Source organism: Myxococcus sp. XM-1-1-1, from assembly GCF_020037095.1.
GTDB classification, from domain to species: Bacteria; Myxococcota; Myxococcia; order Myxococcales; family Myxococcaceae; genus Myxococcus; species Myxococcus fulvus.
On the sequence record NZ_JAIQDH010000003.1, the window covers coordinates 421,916 to 440,199 of the forward strand.

An 18,284-nucleotide genomic window follows, 5' to 3' on the forward strand; every position below is an offset into this window, starting at 1 on the left:
GCCGGGAGCGGACACTCCCGCCGCGCTCACCTCAGAGCGAGCCGAGGAACTTGAGCACCGCGGCGCGGTCATCGGCGGACAGGCGGTGGAAGCCGTCGCGCGCGGTGAGCGCCTCGCCGCCGTGCCACAGCACCGCCTCTTCGATGGTCCGGGCCCGGCCGTCGTGCAGGAAGCCGGAGTAGGGCAGCACCGTGTGCGTCAGGCCCAGGCCCCACAGCGCGGGCGTGCGCCACTCCGTGCCCGTGGCCGCGCCATCCGGCCGTCCGTCCGCGAGCTCCGGCCCCATGTCGTGCAGCAGCATGTCCGTGTACGGATGGATGCGCTGGAAGGCGAGCTCCTCGTAGGCGGCCTCGCCCGTCTCCAGCGTCTCGCGGTGGCAGGACTCGCAGCCCAGCGCGCGGAACAGCTTCTCGCCGCGTTGGACGACGGGGTCCTCCAGCGCGGTGCGCGCGGGGACGCCGAGCGACTCGGAATAGAAGACGGCCGCCTGCAGGATGTCGGCGGTGATTTCGTGCGTCCCGTCCGGCTCCGGGAAGAGCGGGCTCGTGATGCCCATGTCGTTGAAGTACGCCTCCGCGGACTGCTGCAGCAGGTGCGGGCTGTTCGCCTTCCAGCCGAAGCGCCCGGGCAACAGCGTGCGCAGCGCCACGTCCCAGACCTCGTTCAGCCGTCCGGAGATGCCGTCACCGTCCCGGTCATCCGGGTCCTCGAGCGCGCGCAGCGCCTCGATGGGAACGGCCTCCAGCAGCCCCAGTCCGAAGACGGGCGGAGGAAGCCGCAGCGACATCATCATGTCCTCCGGCAGCGCCGAGCCATCCGACTTGACGATGCGCACGCTCGGCGAGCGCAGCGTGTACGGCGTGCCATCCGGGTACTGTCCGGTGCGCTCCACCCACGACAGCGTGAGCGAGGCCGGCGGCACCTGGCCGTAGATGGACTGGTCACGCACCTGGAGCCCCAGTCCGGGGACGGGCACCGCGCCGTGGGGATGGTCGGGCACGCCCTCCGGCAGGCTCACGCGCACGAGGAGCTGGGTGCGCTGCGCGGTGGGCCCCATCACCGGCATGCCGCGCCCGTTGCGCAGGTGACAGCCGTTGCAGGAGACGTTGTTGTACGTGGGCCCGAGCCCCGGGTTCACCCGCGAGGGCGCCGGGACGAAGATGGCCGCGAACGCCGCGTCGCCCGCACGGTGCAGCCGGTCGTACTCGGGACGCAGGTTCGCGGCCGGCTGCGCGAACGCCTGCGACGTGCGGTTGTCGACGGTGGTGGCCCCGCCCGCCCTCGGTGGCTCCAGGGGCACCATCGGCGCCTCCTCGCCACAACCGGCGGACCACAGCAGCAGGGCTCCCAGCATCACCGCACGTCGCATGGCGTTCACCTGGCCTGAGTTCCTACATCACTTCGACAGCAGGGGCAGGACCTCGCCCTGGAAGGTGTCGTGCAGGGCGCGGATGGCCTCCTGCGCGGCGGCGATCTTCGGGCGCTCCGTCTCGTCACGGATGGAGTCGCGGAACGGCTCGCGGACGGCAGCCAGGGCGCTGATGGAGCCGGCGATCTGCTGGCGGATCTTCGCGTCGAGCGCGCTGTCCACGCCCACTACGTCACGCAGCGACATGCCCGTCTTGGCCTCGCCCTGCAGGTGACCCAGGTACGCGTTCTCCACGCTGCGGATGTTGTTGCTGAAGTCCTCCAGCGAGTTGTACGCGAACTGGCTCTCCACCACGTCCGGGTCCCTGGTGTCGTAGGGCTCGGCGATCTTCCCGTTGGCGACCTCGTCCAGGATGGTGGTGATGCCACCGACGATCTCCTGGGCGGCGGCCTCCACGGACGGATACGCGGTGTTGCCGGACTGACCCGCCGTCGCGAGCGTGTCACGGAACGGCGGGTTGCCGTCGTGCGCCTGCGCCCACGCGCCGTGCAGCAGCTGTCCCACGGCCTTGAGCTCCGCGGACAGGGCCGTGACGTACTCCAGCTCGCGGGGCGTCAGCTGCTCGACCGTCTTGGTGCCGCCATCGCCGTAGATGAGGTACTCCAGCGTGTGGAAGCCCTTCTGCTCGTTCTTGAGGTTGCTCACGTACTGCTGGGTGAGGGCGGCGTTGTTGGCCAGCACTGCCTCCAACTCGGTGTGGCTCACCGGCCAGCTGTCCAGCGCCGGGTCATAGCCGAAGCTGTCCACGGGGCCGAAGAGGAAGCCCTCGCTCTGCTCCCAGGGGATGCGCGCCGCGCGCCAGGCCGCCTTGGCCGCCGTCAGCTTCTCCGTCGTGGGCGCCGTCGCGAGCGCGACGCAGGCCGCGTCCAGCTCCGTCAGCCGCGTGGCCAGCCGCGCATAGGTCGGCACCACGACCTTGTCCGCGAACGTGACGACCAGCTCCGAGGTGACCTTGGAGTCGCCCTCGTTGGGGGTGTCGGAATCATCATCGCCGCAGGCCGCGAGGAACAGCGAGCCGGTGAGGAGCGCGGGCGCAAGCGCCAGACGCAGGGGCAGGGACGTACGCTTCATGACTGACCTTTCGTTGGGGGGAGGGGACACGGGGAGGGCCGCGTCAGTAGTTGAAGCCGGTGGCGAGGCGCAGGGTGTTCTCCGGCCGGAAGGCGTTGGAGCCCATGCGGCGGTGCCCGAAGTCGAGCTTCGCGTACACCGTGTTCAGCAGGTTGTAGGCCACGCCCACCGTGTAGACGGTGCGGCGGAAGCGGGGGTTGTCGTACAGCTCCGCGCGCGGCTTGAACTGCGTGTCCACGTAGTCGTAGCGGACGAACGGGAACAGGTGGTGCGAGTTGCTCAGGCCCACCACCGACGCGATGTCGTAGCCGAGCTCTCCCCACGCGGCCAACGCGTTGTCGGACACCGGCGTGCGCATCACGCCCAGCAGGTTCGACAGGCGCGCGTTGCGCTGCGAGACGAGCTCCGCGTTCTTCAGGTGGCCGTACATCACCATGCCCTTCGCGCTCCACGGGCCCTTGGACACGGACAGGTGCACGTCCAGCAGCGTCAGCGGCGCGGACACGTAGCCGCACGGGGCGACCTCGCGATCATTCGCCTCCTCGCAGCTCTTCACCAGGTCCGCCTTGGGACGGTTGCGCGTGGTGTCGCCGTGGTAGGCGGACACGCCGAAGATGAACCCGTCGAAGTGGGTGACGTCCGCGCGGAACACCAGGGCCATGTCCGTGGCGCGCTGCACCTCGAAGCGGCGCTGGTGGCCACCCACCGCCCACAGCTGCGAGCTGAAGCCCGTGGAGTCCAGCCCGTTGACCAGCTGTCCCGTCAGCCGCAGGCCCCAGGGGTACTTGTAGCGCAGCCGCAGGCCCATCTCGTCCCACGTGTTGGGGATGATGCCCGTCTCCGCCTCGTCGCGGAGGGTGCCCAGGTAGTCGGTGGGGCGCGAGAACTCGCTCAGCGTGCCCACCGCCACGTAGAAGCGGCCCACCGCGAGCGCCGCGTGGTCGCCGAGCTTCTTCGAGATGTAGAGCTCCTCGACGAGGATCTCTCCACCCTTGTCGAGCTCCTGGTCGAACTCGCCGAACTCCTCGTACTCGAGCTCCATCGCGGTGCCGGTGCCGCCGTGCTCGAACTCGACCTCGACTTCCACCTCGAGCCCATAGTCCGGCAGCGCGCCCTTCATCTCGAGCACGAAGCGCGTGGTGTCGAACTCCAGCCGCGAGTCGCGCTGCGCGCCACCCGTCCGGTTCTGGTTCAACCCGTAGTTGTGATAGCCGAACAGCAGCTCGCCGTAGGCGGTGACGAACGTGTCGATGTTCGGCCGCGCCCGACTCAGGGCCGCGGGAGCGGGCGCCGCGCTGACGGGCGCGGGCTCCTGGGCGGCGGGGGACGGCGCGGGCTGCTCGGGCTGCTCGGCGGATGGAGCCGAGGCGACGGGCCCCTCGGGCGAATCACTCGGCGGTGCGGCGGAGACCACCGGAGCACCGGCCGAATCCTGGGCGCGGGCGACCGTCGTGGAGAGCAGCAGGGTGGAACAGAGCAGGAACGACGACGAGACAAGACAAGAGCGTGGGCGCATCGGAGCGGCGCGCACCCTACGCTCATGATTTTGATTTTGCAAACCAGAATCAATTTCGGTTCAAAGAGAAAGGCCCGGGAACTCCGTCCACCGGGCCTCTCCTCGAGCCGTGTCTTCTTTTCTCAGCGGCTGGACATCACCACTTCATCTCCTCCTTGCCGGGGCCGGCCTCCTGGCGCTTCTCGCCGGGGCGGCTGACGGAGGTGAGGGTGGCGCGCACGGCGCCCAGGTCCAGCGTGCCCACGGCGGCGAGCGGCAGGCGGCGCGCGTCGTCGGAGAGCCACACGTGCACCTCGCGCTTCTGCTTGGGGCGGTCCAGGCGGACGGCGGTGCCCACCAGGTGCCAGGCGTCGAACTGTCCCAGCGGCGTGGTGACCTTCTCCTTCTTGAGCACCTGGCCCTGCATGCGCCACAGCCGGCGCACGCCGTACACGTCGAAGCAGACGGAGAGGTTCTCCTCGAGGGGGAGCTGACGCAGCAGGTAGATGGAGCCGGCCACGTCCAGACCGTCCTTGTCGTAGGTGTAGTTGTACTGGCCCTTGGGGCGCTGGCCGATCTGGTAGTCCACCTTGATGGCGCGGTCCTTGTGGGTGAAGGCGACCTCCACCTTGCGGCGCATCTCGTTCTCGGTGGCGTCCTCGACGTAGCGCTTGGGGCGCAGCGTGCGCGGGTTGAGCCAGGTGGTGGCGCTGCCGCGCACGCGGCGGACCTTGGAGAAGAAGGAGTTGGTCTCCGCCTGCGCGAGCACGGGAATCTGGCCGTCCTGCGGCTTCTGGACGCGCAGGGTCATCTTGCCGGCCTGCGCGCCCATGGCGTCCAGGTCGAACTCGAGCACCTCGCCGGGCATGAACGTGAGCGGCATGCGCAGCGCGGGCAGCGCCTGCGCGCAGGGCTCCACGGTGATGGGGGCTTCGTCGGGCTTGGCTTCGGGGGCCTCGGCGGGCTTCTCACCCTCGGGCTTGTCGGCCTCGGTGTCGGGGAGCTGGGCCCAGGCGGCACCGCCGGAGGTCAGCATCAGGCAGGTCGCCAGGAGGGTGCGCAGGGTGCTCATCCTTCTTCCTTCCAGAGAGAAACTACGGGGTGCTCTTGGGCGTGTGACGGCCCGGACGCTTCGCGAATTCTGATGCCAACCACCGCTGCCGGAGCCTCGCCGTCACGAGCTGGCGGACCTGCGCCCATTCTCGCGCATCCCGGCGGATGTCCCAACCGGACCTCACGAGCTTGCGCGCCGCGTCTTTCGCGAAGGCCTCGTCCCCCAGCGCGGAGAGCAGCCGGAGGTACTCGTAGTCCTCCAGTCCGTCGCGCAGGTGCTTGAGGCGCAGGGACGCCACGGGGTGGTGTCGGAAACCTCCCAGGCGGCCGGGCGTGCCTGGGTAGAAGAGGGTGCCGTCGCCGTTGCCACCGAACTCGAACACGTCGGTCCAGACGTCGTGCTTGGTGTTGTAGGCGAAGACGGTGTCGAAATAGAGCTCACCGTCCACGCCGCTCGTGAAGGCGAGCAGGCCCATGGCGCGGTTGAGCACGGCGGGGTGGTCCACCATGTACGAGGCCCAACCGCTGTAGCTCTTCTCCTGGGCACGCTTCTGGGACGGGCCCCCATCACAGCCATGCGAGTTGCAGCTCTGGTACCACCAGATACGGGTGCCTTCGGGAAGCTGCTCGCGCATCTGGGCCATGGTGTGCACGGCGCGGCAGGTCTGGGGGCCGGGGCGGGGGAAGAAGCAGTTGAGCGTGGGCGCGAGGATGTCGGCGGCGCTCGCGAGCGGCTCCTCCATGGGCGTGGTGATGAGCACGCGGCTGCCCCCGGCGGCGCGCACGCGGCGCGACTGCGCGAGCACGAGCGGCACGTCCTCCGGCTTCGGCTCGTCCTTGGCGTAGAAGAAGAGCTGCGCGGGCCAGCCCTTCGTCCGGTAGTGCTCGGCGAACGCGCGGTAGTACGCGACCTTGCGCTCCTCGGTGTCCGCCTTGCGGCTGTCGCGCACGTCCGACGTGGTGAAGCGCGCACCCGACGCCAGCAGGCTCCCGTCGAGGAAGGGCGCCATCTCCGCGTCGTAGTCGCTCCAGTCGATGATGGGCGTGTCGCCCTCGAAGCGCACGGACGGCGGCGTCATGCTCATGCCATGCGCGCTCACGCGGTGCTCCAGCAGCACACGCGCATAGTCGCGCAAGAGCTCGCGGGCCTCCGGTGACTCGGGGGCGAGCCCGTGGCCCCGGGCGATGCTGTACAGGGAGATGCCGAAGCTGGTGGCGAGCGAGGACGTCGCCGGCAGCGCGAAGGGCTGCACCTCCACCGTGAAGGGGACGCTCACGTGCTCCAGCTTGTTGAAGCTCGCGCGCAGGCGACCCTGATAGGTGCCCGGCGTCTGGTCCTCCTTCGCGCAGACCTCCACGTAGAGCACGACGGGGCGGGGTGGGGCGTCGTCACGCTCGGGCGCGCCGAGCGGCAACAGGGCATCGGGCCACGGGCCCACGTCCCCCTCCGAGTTGGAGGGCACCTCGACATCCAGGTAGCCCACGCGCCAGATGTCCGCGCGCAGCGCGTCCGACGGACCGCCGAGCAGCAGCGGCTTCACCTTCAGGCGACGGGCCGAGTCGGGCAGCACCACCTGCGTGCCCTCGCACTCGCCGCGGGCCACGCTCAGGCGGGCCACGGGGCGCGACGCGAAGGCGGAGCCCGGGCGCACCTTGACCAGGGGAGACACCACCCTCGGCTCCGGCGTGGCGGCCAGCGCCGCCATCACCACCCACGCCCATCCCGCGCCCATCCGCCCCCTTCACTCTCCAGCGGTGCTACCCACCGCTCTCCGCGCTCGCCACCGCCATCGTCCGCCCCGGCTGGTAGTCGGTGATTTCCGCCACCACCGTGCCGAGCGCGAAGTCCGCCTCGATTCGCACCGGGACATGCCGCGCGTCCGTGGTGAGGTAGACGAACATGTCCCGCTTCGACGTCAGGCTGCCGCCGAACTCCGCCTGCACCCGCGTCTTGAAGACCTCCTGCGTCCCCAGCTCCGTCTTCAAGGTCTCGCGCGACTCCACCTTGGCGCGCATGGTGAAGCTCTTGCTGCCGGTGAACACCGGGTAGGCGTACTCGCCGCCCACGACGAGCTCTCGGTTGCGCAGCGCGAACGTCGCCCCCGTCACGTCGAGCGTGCCCTCGGCCACCTCGGCGGTGGACTCGCGCGGCGCCTCGCCCTCCTTCTGCTTGACGACGAAGACACTCTTGCCATCCGGCTGCAGCTTGATGCGCTGGCGGCGGCGCTTGCCGTTCTCGTCCGCGTGCAAGTCACTGCCCACCACGCGCTGGGTGTCCGCCTTCCAGTAGGAGACGAACTTGTCCTTGATGGGCCACACGCCGATGAGCGCGTCCGAGCGCGCCACCGCGACGATGGGCCACACGTCCTCGCCCCACTGCTTCATGGGCGCGCCCACCGTCACCTGCGCGGTGCCCGCTGTCATGCCCAGGTACTTCACGCGATACTGCGCCTGCTCACCGGGGCCGAACGCCGGGTTCGCGGAAGACTCCTGGCCCAGGGCAGCCGCCGACCAGACCAGGCCCGCAACCACCGCCGCGAACCCCCAATTGGACTGCGCACGCATCGAGTGAGCTCCATCGCAAGGAAGTTAAGTAGCCCGCCTGCTACTCGCCAGGCCATGCCCCCGAACCATTCCCGCCACTCCACATTTCCCATCGACGTGCCTATGCGGCGGGCATTCAATGGACGCCCGCTCCCTCGTCGTGGGGGCGACCTGAGGGGCGGAAGGGGACATGAGTCTCGCACGGAGGGGCCCCACGGCGCCTCCCGGCCCCCTGAACCCGGCCGCCCTGCGGCGCGCCGGGCGTGTCCACCGGCCGACACCGCTGCTAGCCTCCCGAAGAGAAGGCGGCCCCGGCTGGAGGTCGCCCCCTTGCCCTGGAGACGCGGGAACATGGCCGGTGACTACGATTTCGACGACGACGACGCCAAGGAGACGACCAAGGGCGGCCGCCTCAAGGAGTTCGACTGTCCGGGCTGCGACGCCAACAACCCCGTGCACGATGGCTTCGGGGATGGGGACGAGCTGCGCTGCAACTACTGCGGCTGCGAGTACAAGGTGAAGATCAGCGCGGAGGGCCGCGCGAAGTTCAAGGAGATCTGACCCGCGCGCCGGCCCTCAGTCCCGCTCGCCGAAGAGGGCGGTGCCCACCCGCACCAGCGTGGCGCCCGCCTCGATGGCCAGCTCGAAGTCGTGGGTGGTGCCCATGGACAGCCCGGGCAGGCCATGGCTCCGCGACAGCTCGCGCAGCGCGTCGAAATAACCGCGCGCGCGGGCCACGTCGTCCGTGGGCGGCGGCAGCGACATCAGCCCCACCAGCGTGAGGCCCGGCAGCGCGCGCGCCTGGCCCAGGAAGTCGGGCAGGGCGGCGGGCTCCAGGCCCGACTTGGTGGACTCCCCGCCCACGTTGACCTCGACGTAGCAGGGCAGGGGAGAGGTGCCCTCGCGCCGCTTGGACAGCTCGCGCGCCACCTCCAGCCGGTCCAACGCATGGAAGGCGCTGGCCACCTTTGCCACGTACTTCACCTTGTTCGTCTGCAGGGGACCGATGGCGTGCCAGCGCAGGCCCTCCAGGTCCGACAGCTCCTGGGCCTTGTCGCGCAGCTCCTGCGCGTAGTTCTCCCCGAAGTCGCGCTGACCCGCGGCGTATGCCTCGCGGATGAGCGCCGCCGGCTTGAGCTTGGACACGGCCACCAGCGTCACCGACTCCACCGGACGCCCCGCGCGCTCGCACGCCTTCGCGATGCGCGCCTTCACCGACGCCAGCCGCTCCGCGAGGCCCGTGCTCATGGCGCGGGCTTCCAGGCCAGGGGCACGCCGGCGCGCGTCAGCAGCGCGAGCGTCTCGCCCAGCGGCAGGCCGACGACGTTGGTGGGGCTGCCCTCGATGCGCGCGACGAGGAAGCCCCCCTTGCCCTGGATGGCGTAGGCGCCCGCCCGGTCCACCGGCTCGCCCGTGCCCACGTACCAGTCGATTTCTCCGGCGCTCAGCTCACGGAAGGTGACGCGCGTGTGGACCGCGAGCGCCTCTTCATGCCGCCCCGCGAGCGCGACGCCCGTGTACACATCGTGTGTCTTGCCGGACAGGCGGGTGAGCATGGCGCGAGCCTCGGCCGGGTCCTGGGGCTTGCCCAATAGCGTCATGCCCAGCGCCACCGTGGTGTCCGCCGCGAGCACGAAGGCGCCAGGGGAGCGCCCGGCCACCACGCGGGCCTTCTCTCGCGCCAGCCGCAGGACGTAGGCGGCCGCCTCCTCGCCTGGGTGGGGCGTCTCGTCGATGTCCGCCGCGGAGACGGTAAAAGTGAGCCCCAGTTGCGACAGGAAGTCCCGACGGCGGGGAGAACCGGAGGCCAGGACGAGCAACGTTTGATCAGCGTGCGTGTGCATGTTACGGCTCCAGGCCTTAGCAGACTTGCGCCTCGGAGTGGACTCTACGGATGAATCCCGCGGACCTCCTGTCGGCCATGAAGCGGACGGTGGAGCAACTGGCCGCCTACAACGAGATGGCGAAGGCGTTGACGTCCACGCTGGAGCTACGCGAGGTGCTCGCGCTCGTCATGCAGAAGGTCAGCAGCCTGCTGCTGCCTCGCAACTGGTCCCTCATCCTCCAGGACGAGCGCACCGGGAAGCTCTACTTCGAAATCGCGGTGGGCGAGGGCGCCGGCGTCCTCAAGGGCCTTCAGCTCAACCCCGGTGAGGGCATCGCCGGGGCCGTGTTCTCCTCCGGGGTCGCCCGGCTGGTGCACGACGTGGGCGGGGACCCCAGCTTCGCGCCCCGCTTCGACGAGGCCTCCGCCTTCCACACCCGCTCCATCCTCGCCGTGCCGCTCCTGTCGCGCGGGCACGTGCTGGGCGTCATCGAGCTGGTCAACGGCCCCACGGACCCGCCGTTCTCCAACGACGACCTCACCACGCTGACGGCCATCGCGGACTACGCGGCCATCGCGATTGAGAACGCGCGCAACTTCCGCCGGGTGCAGGAGCTCACCATCACCGACGAGCACACCGGCTGCTACAACGCCCGGCACCTGCGCGCGCTCCTGGACACGGAGGTGAAGCGCTCGGCGCGCTTCCGCCACCCGCTGTCGCTCGTGTTCCTGGACCTGGACCACTTCAAGAGCGTCAACGACAGGTTCGGCCACCTCATGGGCAGCGCCACGCTGAAGGAGGTGGGCGATTTGCTCATGTCCCTGGGGCGCAACGGGCTGGACGCCGTGTTCCGCTACGGGGGCGACGAGTTCGCCATCCTCCTCGTGGAGACGGACCAGGACGGCGCCGCGCACATCGGCCAGAAGGTCTGTGAGGCCTTCCGCGGGCGCTCCTTCCTCCAGGAGCACGGCCTGGACGTGCGCGTCACCGCCAGCGTCGGCGTGGCCACCTATCCGGACCACGCCACCTCCGCGCTGGACCTCATCCGCTCCGCGGACTTCGCCATGTACGGCGCCAAGGCCCGGGGCCGGGATGCCCTCTGCGTCGCGGAGCCTCCGGGCCCGGACACGCCCTCCGGCGGCTCCGACTTCCCGGTGCGCTGAACACGGGCCCTGCAAAAGCGAGAGGGCCGGGGAGGGAAGTCCCTCGGCCCGGCCCTCACGTGCTGTCAGCTGAAGCGGGTGACTTACCCGGCGCCGACCACCGAGTCGATGGCCTCGGGGTTGGTCACCACGTTGCCGCCCTTCTTCAGCGCCTTGAGGAAGGACTCCGTCACTTCAATCTGCTTGGCCTGCTGGGCCTGCACGCGCAGCGCGTCCTTCTTCTGCTCGAAGCCCGCGGTGTCCGGCTTCTGGCGCTCCACCACCTGCGCCACCACGAAGCCCTCGCCCACCGGGAAGACCTCGCCCAGCACCTGGGGCGCGCTCACCGCGAAGGCCGCCTTCACCAGCGCGGGCGCGGGGCCCAGGTGCGGCACGGCCTCACCCTCGGCCGTGAAGCTGTCGGTCTCCACCGCCTCCGGACGGGTCTCCGTCTCGAAGCGCAGGAGCGCCGGCTGCTCCTTCTCCGCGGGGAAGAGCTCCTTGAGCGTCTTGCCACCCTGCACCGTGGCCAGCGCCTTCTGGGCCTCCGCCTTCGCCGTCTCCTTGGCGCGCTCCTGCTTGAAGAGCGTGGTGGCGATCTCGTCCTGGACTTCCTCCAGCTTCTTGTCCTGGGCCGCCTGCTTCTCCTCCACCTTCACCAGGTGCACGCCGAACTTCGTCTCCACCGGCGCCGTCATCTCGCCCGCCTTGAGCGCGAACGCCGCGTCCGCCAGCACCGGCTCCCAGCTGCCGCGCTCCACCCAGCCCAGGTCGCCACCGCGCGCCTTGCTGCCCGGGTCCTCGCTGGAGTCACGCGCCACCTGCGCGAAGTCCTTGCCGCCGTCGATCTCCTTCTTCAGCGCCTCCGCCTTCTTGAGGGCCTCCGCCTTCTGCTCGGCGGTCGCCTCCGGGGGCAGCTTCACCAGCACCTGGCGCGCGCGGATGCGCTCGGGCTGCTGGTACACGAAGCGGTTGGCCTCGAAGTAGTCCTTGATCTCCTTCTCGTGCGCCTTCTTCCACTCCGTCAGCTGCGCGGGCGTGGGGGCTGCGACCTTGTCCGCGTACATGGTGGGAAGGAAGCGCGCGAAGACGACCTTGGCCTGGTTGCCGTCCTTCTCGTAGCGCGCGCGCACCTCGTCGTCGGACACGGTGGCGTTGGCGCGGACGACCTCCATCATCTTCTGCGCGGCCAGCTGCCGGCGCAGCTCCGTCTCGAACTCCGGCGGCGTCTTCCGGTAGAAGTCGCGCAGCACCTGCTGGTAGCGCGCGAAGTCGAACCCGCCCTCCTTGGCGTGGAAGTCCGTGTTCTGATGGATGAGCTTGCGCAGCTCTTCATCAGAGGGGGTGATGCCGCGCTGCTCGGCCGCCTGGGCGAGCAACTCCGTGTTCACCAGCCTGTCGAGCACCTGGTTGTGCATGCCGAACTGGCGGGCCACGGACTCGGGGATGGGGCTGCCCTGCGCTCGCAGGAAGCTCATCTGCCGGGCCCAGGCCGTGGCGAAGTCGCGCAGCGGGATCTCCTTGCCGTTCACCGTGGCCACCGAGCCGGGTGCCGTCACCGGACCCGAGGCGCCGAAGCCGGTGCTGCCCGGCCCGAATTGCAGCGTGAACACCACCGCGATGCCGATGATGAACAGCAGGGAGAGGACCTTCCGGGGGTTCAGACCGTCCATTGTCGTCACTTCGGAGAGCAAACGCGCCGAGAAAAGTCGTGCGGAAGGACTCGCGACGCGGTGTTGTTGGTAGCCCGGCTGAAGGGTGGCGGACCAGCGACCACCCCCCTCGCGGGCCTTGACTGCCTAGGACACTGCACCAGAAAATGCAAGCGATTTAGAGAGTTTAGCCGCACCCCCTCCCTCCGCTTCCTCCTCCCACCCCGGAATTCCCCTCTGTGCTGTCGCTCCTCAAGCGATACCGGCGTCCCCTGATTGTCGGCGTCCTGCTCCTCTACCCGCTGGTCGCCTTCCTGCTGAGCGGGCGCAAGGGCAGGGACCCCAACCCCATCGACCGGGCGGTCATCGCCATCACCTCGCCCGTGCAGCAGGCGCTCACCGCCACCATCGAGGGCTCGGTGTCCGCGGTGCGCCACTACCTCGATCTGCGCGGGGTCCGGCAGGAGAATGACGCGCTGCGGCTGGAGAACCTCCAGCTGCGCGCCTCGGTGCAGGCCCTGGGGGAGTCGCGCACGGAGAACGAGCGGCTGCGCAAGCTGTTGGGGTACGCGGAGGTGGCGCCGGGGCCGGAGATTCCGGCGCGGGTGGTGGGCGTCAACCCGGTGGCGAAGCTCTTGTCGGTGCGCATCAGCGGCGGGGAGAAGGACGGGGTGTTCCGGGGCATGTCGGTGGTGACGCCGGACGGAATCGTGGGGCAGGTCATCCGGGCGACCTCCAGCTATTCGGACGTGGCGCTGGTGACGGACACGCAGAGCCGGGTGGCGGTGCTGGTGCAGCGCTCCCGGGCGCGGGGCACGGCGTCGGGGGCGGGCAGCGGGCCGCTCAAGCTGGAGAACATGTTGCGCACCGAGGACGTGGACAACGGCGACCTCATCATCACCTCCGGCACGGATGGCATCTATCCTCCGGGCCTGGTGGTGGGCCGGGTGACGAACCTGGAGAAGAAGGAGCACGGCATGTTCCAGGGCGCGGACATCGTGCCGGCGGTGGACACCAGCAAGCTGGAGGAGGTGCTGGTGGTGGGCAGTCCCTACAAGGCGATGGCGCAGGGCAGCGCGGCGGAGGGTGCGTCGAAATGAAGTTCCTGGTGACGGTGGGCATCGCGCTGGCGCTGCTCACGTTGGAGTCCGTGGTCGTCAAGCAGGCGGGGCTCGTGCTGGGCCGCATCGACGTCACCGTGGTGCTGGTGGCGTTCCTCGCGCTGCGCGCCACGCTGCTCGAAGGGGCCTTCTCCGCGTTCGCGGTGGGCTACCTGCTGGACCTGATGAGCGGCCAGCCCACGGGGCTGTTCACCTTCCTGGCCGTGTTCACCTTCCTCGTCGGGCGGCTGGTGTCCACCTTCGTGGACGTGCGCGGCGCGGTGTCGTTCGCGCTGTTCGCCATGGGCGCGGACGTGGGGCACGGCCTGCTCGCGGCCTTCTTCACCTGGCTGACGGTGAAGGACGGCGGCACGGCGCCGGCGCTCGCGGGGCTGCCGCTGCAGGTGGCGCTCACGGGGCTGGCGGCGCTGGCGCTCTTCCCGCTCCTGCGCCGCTTCGAGGCCGCGCAGGACCGTCCGGCGGGGTTGCTGAGGTGACGCCCCCCACGCTGGGCAACACGACGCCGGGCCGCGAACTGCGCCGGCGCTTCCTGTGGCTGGGCCTGGCCATGACGGCGGGCCTGGCCCTGTTGTCCATCCAGCTCTACCGGCTGCAGATCACCCGCGGCGAGGAGTACTCCGCCAAGAGCGTGGCGAACTTCGTCAAGGAGGTGCGGCTGCGCGCCGACCGCGGCGTCATCAAGGACGCGCGCGGCACCATCCTCGTCGACAGCCGCCCGTCCTTCGACGCCGTCGTCACGCCCGCGTTCTGCACGGACTGCTTCGCGCAGGTCATCCCCCGGCTGGCGGAGCTGCTCCAGTGGGACGCGGACCAGGCGAAGAAGGTGGAGGACCTGGTGCGCCAGGGCCGCCGCAACGCGCCCTTCCAGCCGGTGCCGGTGCGCGTGGACCTGACGCGCGACGAGTATGATCGGCTGGCGGCGCGCCGGGACATCCTGGACGGCGTGGAGGTGGCGCCCGTCCCGCACCGCTTCTACCGGACCAACACGGTGCTGTCGCACGTGCTGGGCTACATGAACGAAATCACCCAGGACGAGCTCGAGCGGCTCAACGGCGACGGCGCGCGCTACGCGCTGGGGGACTACATCGGCCGGCGCGGCCTGGAGCGCTACTTCGAGCAGCGCCTGCGCGGCCAGGACGGCGTGCGCAAGGAAGTGGTGAACGCGCGCGGCCAGAAGATTGAAGAGCTCAACGTCAAGCTGGGCGACAACGCCGTGGTGCAGCCCAAGGCGGGCAGCAACCTGGTGCTCTCCATCGACATGCGCCTGCAGGAGGAGGCCGAGCGCGCCTTCCCCGGTGTCACCGGCGCGGTGGTCGCCATCGACGTGCACACGGGCTTCATCCGCGCGCTGGTGTCCCGGCCCGGCTTCGACCCCAACCTCCTGACGGGCCGCGTGACGCCCACGCAGATGGCACAGCTGTCGCGCGATCCGCTGGAGCCCATGGTCAACCGCGTGGCGGCCGAGCACTACAGCCCGGGCTCCACGTTCAAGGTCGTCACCGCGCTGGCGGCGTTCAAGTCCGGCGCGTTCCGTCCGGAGACGGTGGTGAACTGCCCCGGCGGCTACCGGCTGGGCGCGCGCACCTGGCGCTGCCACCTGGACCGAGGCCACGGCCACGTCGACGGCCTGGACGCGATGAAGAGCTCCTGCGACACCTGGTTCTACAAGGTGGCGGACACCATCGGCCTGGACCCGATTGGCGAGATGGGCAAGTCGCTGGGCCTGGGCAGCCCCACCGGCATCAACGTGGTGGCGGAGGTGCCCGGCATCATGCCGACCAGCGCGTACCACGACAAAGCCTCGCCCGGCGGCTACACCAAGGGCATGGCGCTCAACAGCGCCATCGGCCAGGGTGACAACAACGTCACGCCGCTGCAGCTCGCGCTGATGTACGCGGCCATCGCCAACGGCGGCACGCTGTACAAGCCGCAGATGGTGCAGCGGCTGGAGAACCTGGACGGCCAGGTCATCGAGGAGTTCAAGCCGGAGGTCGTCCGTCGGGTGGACCTGCCGCCCGCGCACCTGAAGGCGGTCATCGACGGCCTGGTGAAGGTGGCCCATGAGCCGGGCGGCACGTCGTACCGCTCGCGCCTGAAGTACATGCGCGACCTGGACGTGAAGGTGGCGGCGAAGACGGGCACCGCGCAGGTGGCGCGCCTGGGCGCCATCCGCCTGAAGACGCACCAGATGAGCTTCTTCGAGAGAGACCATGCCTGGTTCGCGGGCTTCGCCCCGGCGGACCATCCTGAAATCGCGGTGGTGGTGCTCAACGAGCACGGCGGCCACGGCGGCTCGGACGCGGCGCCCACGGCGCTGGCCGTCATCCAGAAGTACCTGGACCTGAAGAAGCTGGACGCCACGGCGCCGCCGCCGCGTCCCAACCAGCCCTACACCCCGTCGATGTTCCGCCCGCCGTCTCCCGACGAGGCGGCCATGACGCGGGGCGTGCGCCCCCCCACGCAGCTTCCGGGCGACGAGGAGTCCGAGGACAGGCATGCAACTCAGGATTGAGCGGCGGATGGTGCCCCACGTGCCGTGGGGGCTCATCTTCTGCGTGCTGGCCGTGGCCCTGCTGGGCATCTGGAACCTGGCCTCCGCGTCGCGTCCTCCGCTGGCGCCCGTGTGGTCCAGCCAGGCCCTGTACCTGGGCCTGGGCATCGTCGCGGTGCTGGTGGTGTGCCTGGTGGACTACCGCTGGATCCAACGCATGGCGATGCCCATCTACGTCGCCAACATCCTGGCGCTCATCGCGCTGCGCTTCGTCGGCCACACGGCCAAGGGCGCCGAGAGCTGGTTCGCCATCGGCCCGTTCCGCCTGCAGCCCGCGGAGTTCATGAAGATTGGCGTCGTGCTGATGCTGGCCAAGGTCTACCACGACGACTTCCGCCCCAATGAGCCGTCCTACGGCCTGGTGCGGCTGTGGAAGCCGCTGGTGGTGGTGGGCGTGCCCTTCATCCTCGTGCTGGTGCAGCCGGACCTGGGCACCGCGCTGATGATCGGCCTGTCGTCGCTCACCGTCATCCTCTTCGGCAAGGTGCGCTGGTACCTGGTGGCCACGCTGGTGGCGGGGGTGCTCGCGGGCGCCATCGTCATCTGGAACGACTACATCCGCGAGGTGCCGGAGCCCCGGCCCACCATCGTCCGGCACCACCTGAAGAAGCACCAGAGCCAGCGCATCTCCGGGTGGTTGGATCCGGAGGCGGACCTGCGCGGCAGCGGCTACCACGCGGCGCAGTCGAAGATCGCCGTGGGCAGCGGCGGCGTGTCCGGCAAGGGCTGGCGCGAGGGCACCCAGACGGGCCTGCGCTTCCTGCCCGAGCAGCACACCGACTTCATCTTCTCGGTGTGGGCGGAGGAGCACGGCTTCGTGCTGTGCACCCTCCTGCTGGTGCTCTATGGCGCCATCTTCATCTTCGGCCTGGGGGTGGGGTTCAGCGCCCGAGACAGGTTCGGCGCCTTCGTCGCCGTGGGCGTCGTGGCCATGCTCTTCTGGCAGGTGTTCGAGAACATCGGCATGGTCATCGGCTTGCTGCCGGTGACGGGCATCACCCTGCCGCTGATGAGTTATGGCGGGTCTTCCATGATGTCCGTGATGCTCAGCATTGGATTGCTGGTGAACATCAGCATGCGTCGTCACATGTTCTGAGACATCGCGAGCCGCGCGACGACGGGAGACTCACGAGGTCGTCACGAGCGCTCGGCGCCCGGCCCAGGGTGGTGTATGAATCAACCCACCAATTCCGGGGGGAGGGTGAAGCCCTCCCGGGCCGGTGGAGGTCAGGCATGCAGAGGAAGGGTGGGCAGAAGGCGACGGGGAGTGTCCGCGTGGCGGAGCTTCCCCAGGCGGCGAGGGACGTGAAGCCCCCGGCGGCGACGGTGGTGGCCAGGCCGGGCGCTCCGGTGAAGGAGGAGCCTCGCAGGCCTCCCTCGGTGGCCTCCACGCCCGTGGCGGCGCTGTTGCCCGTCATCGAGAAGAACCAGGGGGAGCCCGAGCACCGGGAGTTCCCGCGGGCGCAGCTGACGACGCGCTTCGAGGTCTGGGTGGATGACGACCAGGGCGGGCGCCGGTTCGCGGCGAGCCTGGCGTCCATCAACGTCAGCGTCAGCGGCGCCTTCCTGGAGAGCACCTTCTACCTGCCCTTGGGGACGGTGCTGGGCGTGAGCTTCTCGCTGGAGCCCGGCGCCGCGCCCGTGCGGGCCCGGGCCGAAATCGTCCGCGAGGAGCGCGAGGACGGCCCCGGGGGCCGCAGCGGCTTCGGCATCCGCTTCCTCGACTTCAGTGGACAGACGGAGGTGGCCCTGGCCCGGCTCTTCGTGGGCAACCGCCTGCGGGCCTTCGCGGAGGACTACCTGCGCTCGCAGCGGGCGCGCTCGCTGCCCAATGAGCTGGAGCGGGTGGTGGATGTGCTTTCGGCCTGGGAGCTGCTCAAGGCGACGAGCACGGAAGCGGACCCCTGGCAGGCGAAGTGACGCATCGTCCCTCCCTCGCGAGCCTGCCCGTCATGCGAGGGAATGCCCACCCCTGACACGCATTGACGGCGGGTGGCTCGCCCAGGGCCGTGGGCGCCACCGCGTACCGCCGTGTCTCAGGCGGGCTTGCCACCCGCCAACAAGCGACGCCGCTCCGCCTGGTAATGGGCTGAACACAGCCCCTTCGAGCGCTGCTCGCGCGTGCAATCCGGCATCGTGCAACGCCGGTCCGCCGCCACCATGTTGCCCGCAAGGGCCTTGGGCGGACGGCCGCGCCGACGGCTCGCCGACAGCGCATTGCTGCTCCCCGAGCCGCTCGACAGCGGCATGCCCTGGTTCATCGCGCGGAGGACGCCTCGGCCAATCGCGTCACCCAGCGCCTCCGCCCAATTCACCATGGCGGGGGTCAGGGGGACCTTCGACAACTCCTTACGTGGTCGTGCCATGAAAACTCCCGTGAAAACAGTCAAACAAAGCAAG

At 69.8% G+C, this 18,284-nt stretch carries 17 protein-coding genes; 7 read left to right on the forward strand and 10 right to left on the reverse strand.

Annotated elements, in window-relative coordinates; genetic code table 11:
- Window positions 1-31 precede the first annotated feature (31 nt).
- From K8640_RS09425 to K8640_RS09450, 6 genes are all read right to left on the reverse strand, one after another.
- Entirely contained in the window at window positions 32-1,369 is a 1,338-nt protein-coding gene (locus K8640_RS09425; RefSeq protein WP_223746754.1) for a di-heme oxidoredictase family protein, read from the reverse strand.
- 27 nt (window positions 1,370-1,396) lie between these two features.
- Window positions 1,397-2,500: an imelysin family protein gene (locus K8640_RS09430; RefSeq protein ID WP_223746755.1), complete on the reverse strand. Its 1,104-nt coding sequence runs from the start codon at window positions 2,498-2,500 to the stop codon at window positions 1,397-1,399.
- Between the two features lie 43 nt (window positions 2,501-2,543).
- Window positions 2,544-4,016 carry a hypothetical protein gene (locus tag K8640_RS09435; RefSeq protein WP_223746756.1) on the reverse strand — a complete coding sequence of 491 codons (1,473 nt, stop codon included), beginning with the start codon at window positions 4,014-4,016 and terminating at the stop codon, window positions 2,544-2,546.
- 136 nt (window positions 4,017-4,152) lie between these two features.
- Window positions 4,153-5,067, reverse strand: coding sequence for a DUF3108 domain-containing protein (locus tag K8640_RS09440; protein WP_223746757.1), 915 nt, complete (start codon window positions 5,065-5,067; stop codon window positions 4,153-4,155).
- 22 nt (window positions 5,068-5,089) lie between these two features.
- Entirely contained in the window at window positions 5,090-6,781 is a 1,692-nt protein-coding gene (locus K8640_RS09445) for a DUF4091 domain-containing protein (protein WP_223746758.1), read from the reverse strand.
- 25 nt (window positions 6,782-6,806) lie between these two features.
- Window positions 6,807-7,613 (reverse strand): DUF3108 domain-containing protein, encoded by an 807-nt coding sequence (locus K8640_RS09450; RefSeq protein WP_223746759.1) that lies wholly within the window; start codon window positions 7,611-7,613, stop codon window positions 6,807-6,809.
- A 330-nt stretch (window positions 7,614-7,943) separates the two neighbouring features.
- Between K8640_RS09450 and K8640_RS09455 the strand changes: the two genes are divergently transcribed.
- On the forward strand, window positions 7,944-8,153 hold the full coding sequence (locus tag K8640_RS09455; protein ID WP_141323204.1) for a hypothetical protein: 210 nt from the start codon (window positions 7,944-7,946) through the stop codon (window positions 8,151-8,153).
- 15 nt (window positions 8,154-8,168) lie between these two features.
- On the opposite strand, the gene K8640_RS09460 is transcribed toward K8640_RS09455, so the two are convergent.
- Both K8640_RS09460 and K8640_RS09465 read right to left on the reverse strand, forming a co-directional pair.
- Complete coding sequence (locus tag K8640_RS09460) at window positions 8,169-8,840, reverse strand: YggS family pyridoxal phosphate-dependent enzyme (protein WP_074957343.1); 672 nt, start codon at window positions 8,838-8,840, stop codon at window positions 8,169-8,171.
- Window positions 8,837-9,436, reverse strand: a complete 600-nt coding sequence (locus tag K8640_RS09465; protein WP_223746760.1) for a nucleoside triphosphate pyrophosphatase — start codon at window positions 9,434-9,436, stop codon at window positions 8,837-8,839. Before K8640_RS09465 ends, K8640_RS09460 begins: the two co-directional genes overlap by 4 nt.
- Before the next feature lie 50 nt (window positions 9,437-9,486).
- On the opposite strand from K8640_RS09465, the gene K8640_RS09470 reads away from it, so the two are divergent.
- Window positions 9,487-10,581 (forward strand): sensor domain-containing diguanylate cyclase, encoded by a 1,095-nt coding sequence (locus K8640_RS09470; protein ID WP_141323208.1) that lies wholly within the window; start codon window positions 9,487-9,489, stop codon window positions 10,579-10,581.
- Between the two features lie 83 nt (window positions 10,582-10,664).
- Here K8640_RS09470 and K8640_RS09475 read toward each other — a convergent pair whose 3' ends face one another.
- The gene (locus tag K8640_RS09475) at window positions 10,665-12,233 is read right to left on the reverse strand and encodes a SurA N-terminal domain-containing protein (protein ID WP_223746761.1); all 1,569 of its coding nucleotides are present in this window, start codon (window positions 12,231-12,233) and stop codon (window positions 10,665-10,667) included.
- A 218-nt stretch (window positions 12,234-12,451) separates the two neighbouring features.
- On the opposite strand from K8640_RS09475, the gene mreC reads away from it, so the two are divergent.
- The 5 genes from mreC to K8640_RS09500 all read left to right on the forward strand — a co-directional run bounded on the left by mreC (window position 12,452) and on the right by K8640_RS09500 (window position 17,804).
- Entirely contained in the window at window positions 12,452-13,312 is an 861-nt protein-coding gene (gene mreC, locus K8640_RS09480; protein WP_141323211.1) for a rod shape-determining protein MreC, read from the forward strand.
- Complete coding sequence (locus tag K8640_RS09485; protein WP_141323212.1) at window positions 13,309-13,809, forward strand: hypothetical protein; 501 nt, start codon at window positions 13,309-13,311, stop codon at window positions 13,807-13,809. Before mreC ends, K8640_RS09485 begins: the two co-directional genes overlap by 4 nt.
- The gene (mrdA, locus tag K8640_RS09490; RefSeq protein ID WP_223746762.1) at window positions 13,806-15,845 is read left to right on the forward strand and encodes a penicillin-binding protein 2; all 2,040 of its coding nucleotides are present in this window, start codon (window positions 13,806-13,808) and stop codon (window positions 15,843-15,845) included. The genes K8640_RS09485 and mrdA overlap by 4 nt, the downstream gene beginning before the upstream one ends.
- Window positions 15,829-16,980, forward strand: coding sequence for a rod shape-determining protein RodA (gene rodA, locus K8640_RS09495; RefSeq protein WP_223746763.1), 1,152 nt, complete (start codon window positions 15,829-15,831; stop codon window positions 16,978-16,980). The genes mrdA and rodA overlap by 17 nt, the downstream gene beginning before the upstream one ends.
- Window positions 16,981-17,117: 137 nt before the next feature.
- Complete coding sequence (locus K8640_RS09500; RefSeq protein ID WP_223746764.1) at window positions 17,118-17,804, forward strand: PilZ domain-containing protein; 687 nt, start codon at window positions 17,118-17,120, stop codon at window positions 17,802-17,804.
- Window positions 17,805-17,920: 116 nt separating this feature from the next.
- Here the strand turns inward: K8640_RS09500 and K8640_RS09505 are convergent, their stop codons facing one another.
- Entirely contained in the window at window positions 17,921-18,250 is a 330-nt protein-coding gene (locus tag K8640_RS09505) for a hypothetical protein (protein ID WP_046712903.1), read from the reverse strand.
- Window positions 18,251-18,284 lie beyond the last annotated feature (34 nt).

Bases quoted from the DNA above. Each gene is read 5' to 3' on its own strand.
- K8640_RS09425 (WP_223746754.1), bottom strand. From the start codon at position 1,369: ATGCGACGTGCGGTGATGCTGGGAGCCCTGCTGCTGTGGTCCGCCGGT.
- K8640_RS09470 (WP_141323208.1), top strand. From the start codon at position 9,487: ATGAATCCCGCGGACCTCCTGTCGGCCATGAAGCGGACGGTGGAGCAA.
- K8640_RS09445 (WP_223746758.1), bottom strand. From the start codon at position 6,781: ATGGGCGCGGGATGGGCGTGGGTGGTGATGGCGGCGCTGGCCGCCACG.
- K8640_RS09500 (WP_223746764.1), top strand. From the start codon at position 17,118: ATGCAGAGGAAGGGTGGGCAGAAGGCGACGGGGAGTGTCCGCGTGGCG.
- K8640_RS09430 (WP_223746755.1), bottom strand. From the start codon at position 2,500: ATGAAGCGTACGTCCCTGCCCCTGCGTCTGGCGCTTGCGCCCGCGCTC.
- rodA (WP_223746763.1), top strand. From the start codon at position 15,829: ATGCAACTCAGGATTGAGCGGCGGATGGTGCCCCACGTGCCGTGGGGG.
- K8640_RS09485 (WP_141323212.1), top strand. From the start codon at position 13,309: ATGAAGTTCCTGGTGACGGTGGGCATCGCGCTGGCGCTGCTCACGTTG.
- K8640_RS09465 (WP_223746760.1), bottom strand. From the start codon at position 9,436: ATGCACACGCACGCTGATCAAACGTTGCTCGTCCTGGCCTCCGGTTCT.
- K8640_RS09455 (WP_141323204.1), top strand. From the start codon at position 7,944: ATGGCCGGTGACTACGATTTCGACGACGACGACGCCAAGGAGACGACC.
- K8640_RS09440 (WP_223746757.1), bottom strand. From the start codon at position 5,067: ATGAGCACCCTGCGCACCCTCCTGGCGACCTGCCTGATGCTGACCTCC.
- K8640_RS09450 (WP_223746759.1), bottom strand. From the start codon at position 7,613: ATGCGTGCGCAGTCCAATTGGGGGTTCGCGGCGGTGGTTGCGGGCCTG.
- K8640_RS09460 (WP_074957343.1), bottom strand. From the start codon at position 8,840: ATGAGCACGGGCCTCGCGGAGCGGCTGGCGTCGGTGAAGGCGCGCATC.
- K8640_RS09505 (WP_046712903.1), bottom strand. From the start codon at position 18,250: ATGGCACGACCACGTAAGGAGTTGTCGAAGGTCCCCCTGACCCCCGCC.
- K8640_RS09435 (WP_223746756.1), bottom strand. From the start codon at position 4,016: ATGCGCCCACGCTCTTGTCTTGTCTCGTCGTCGTTCCTGCTCTGTTCC.
- K8640_RS09475 (WP_223746761.1), bottom strand. From the start codon at position 12,233: ATGGACGGTCTGAACCCCCGGAAGGTCCTCTCCCTGCTGTTCATCATC.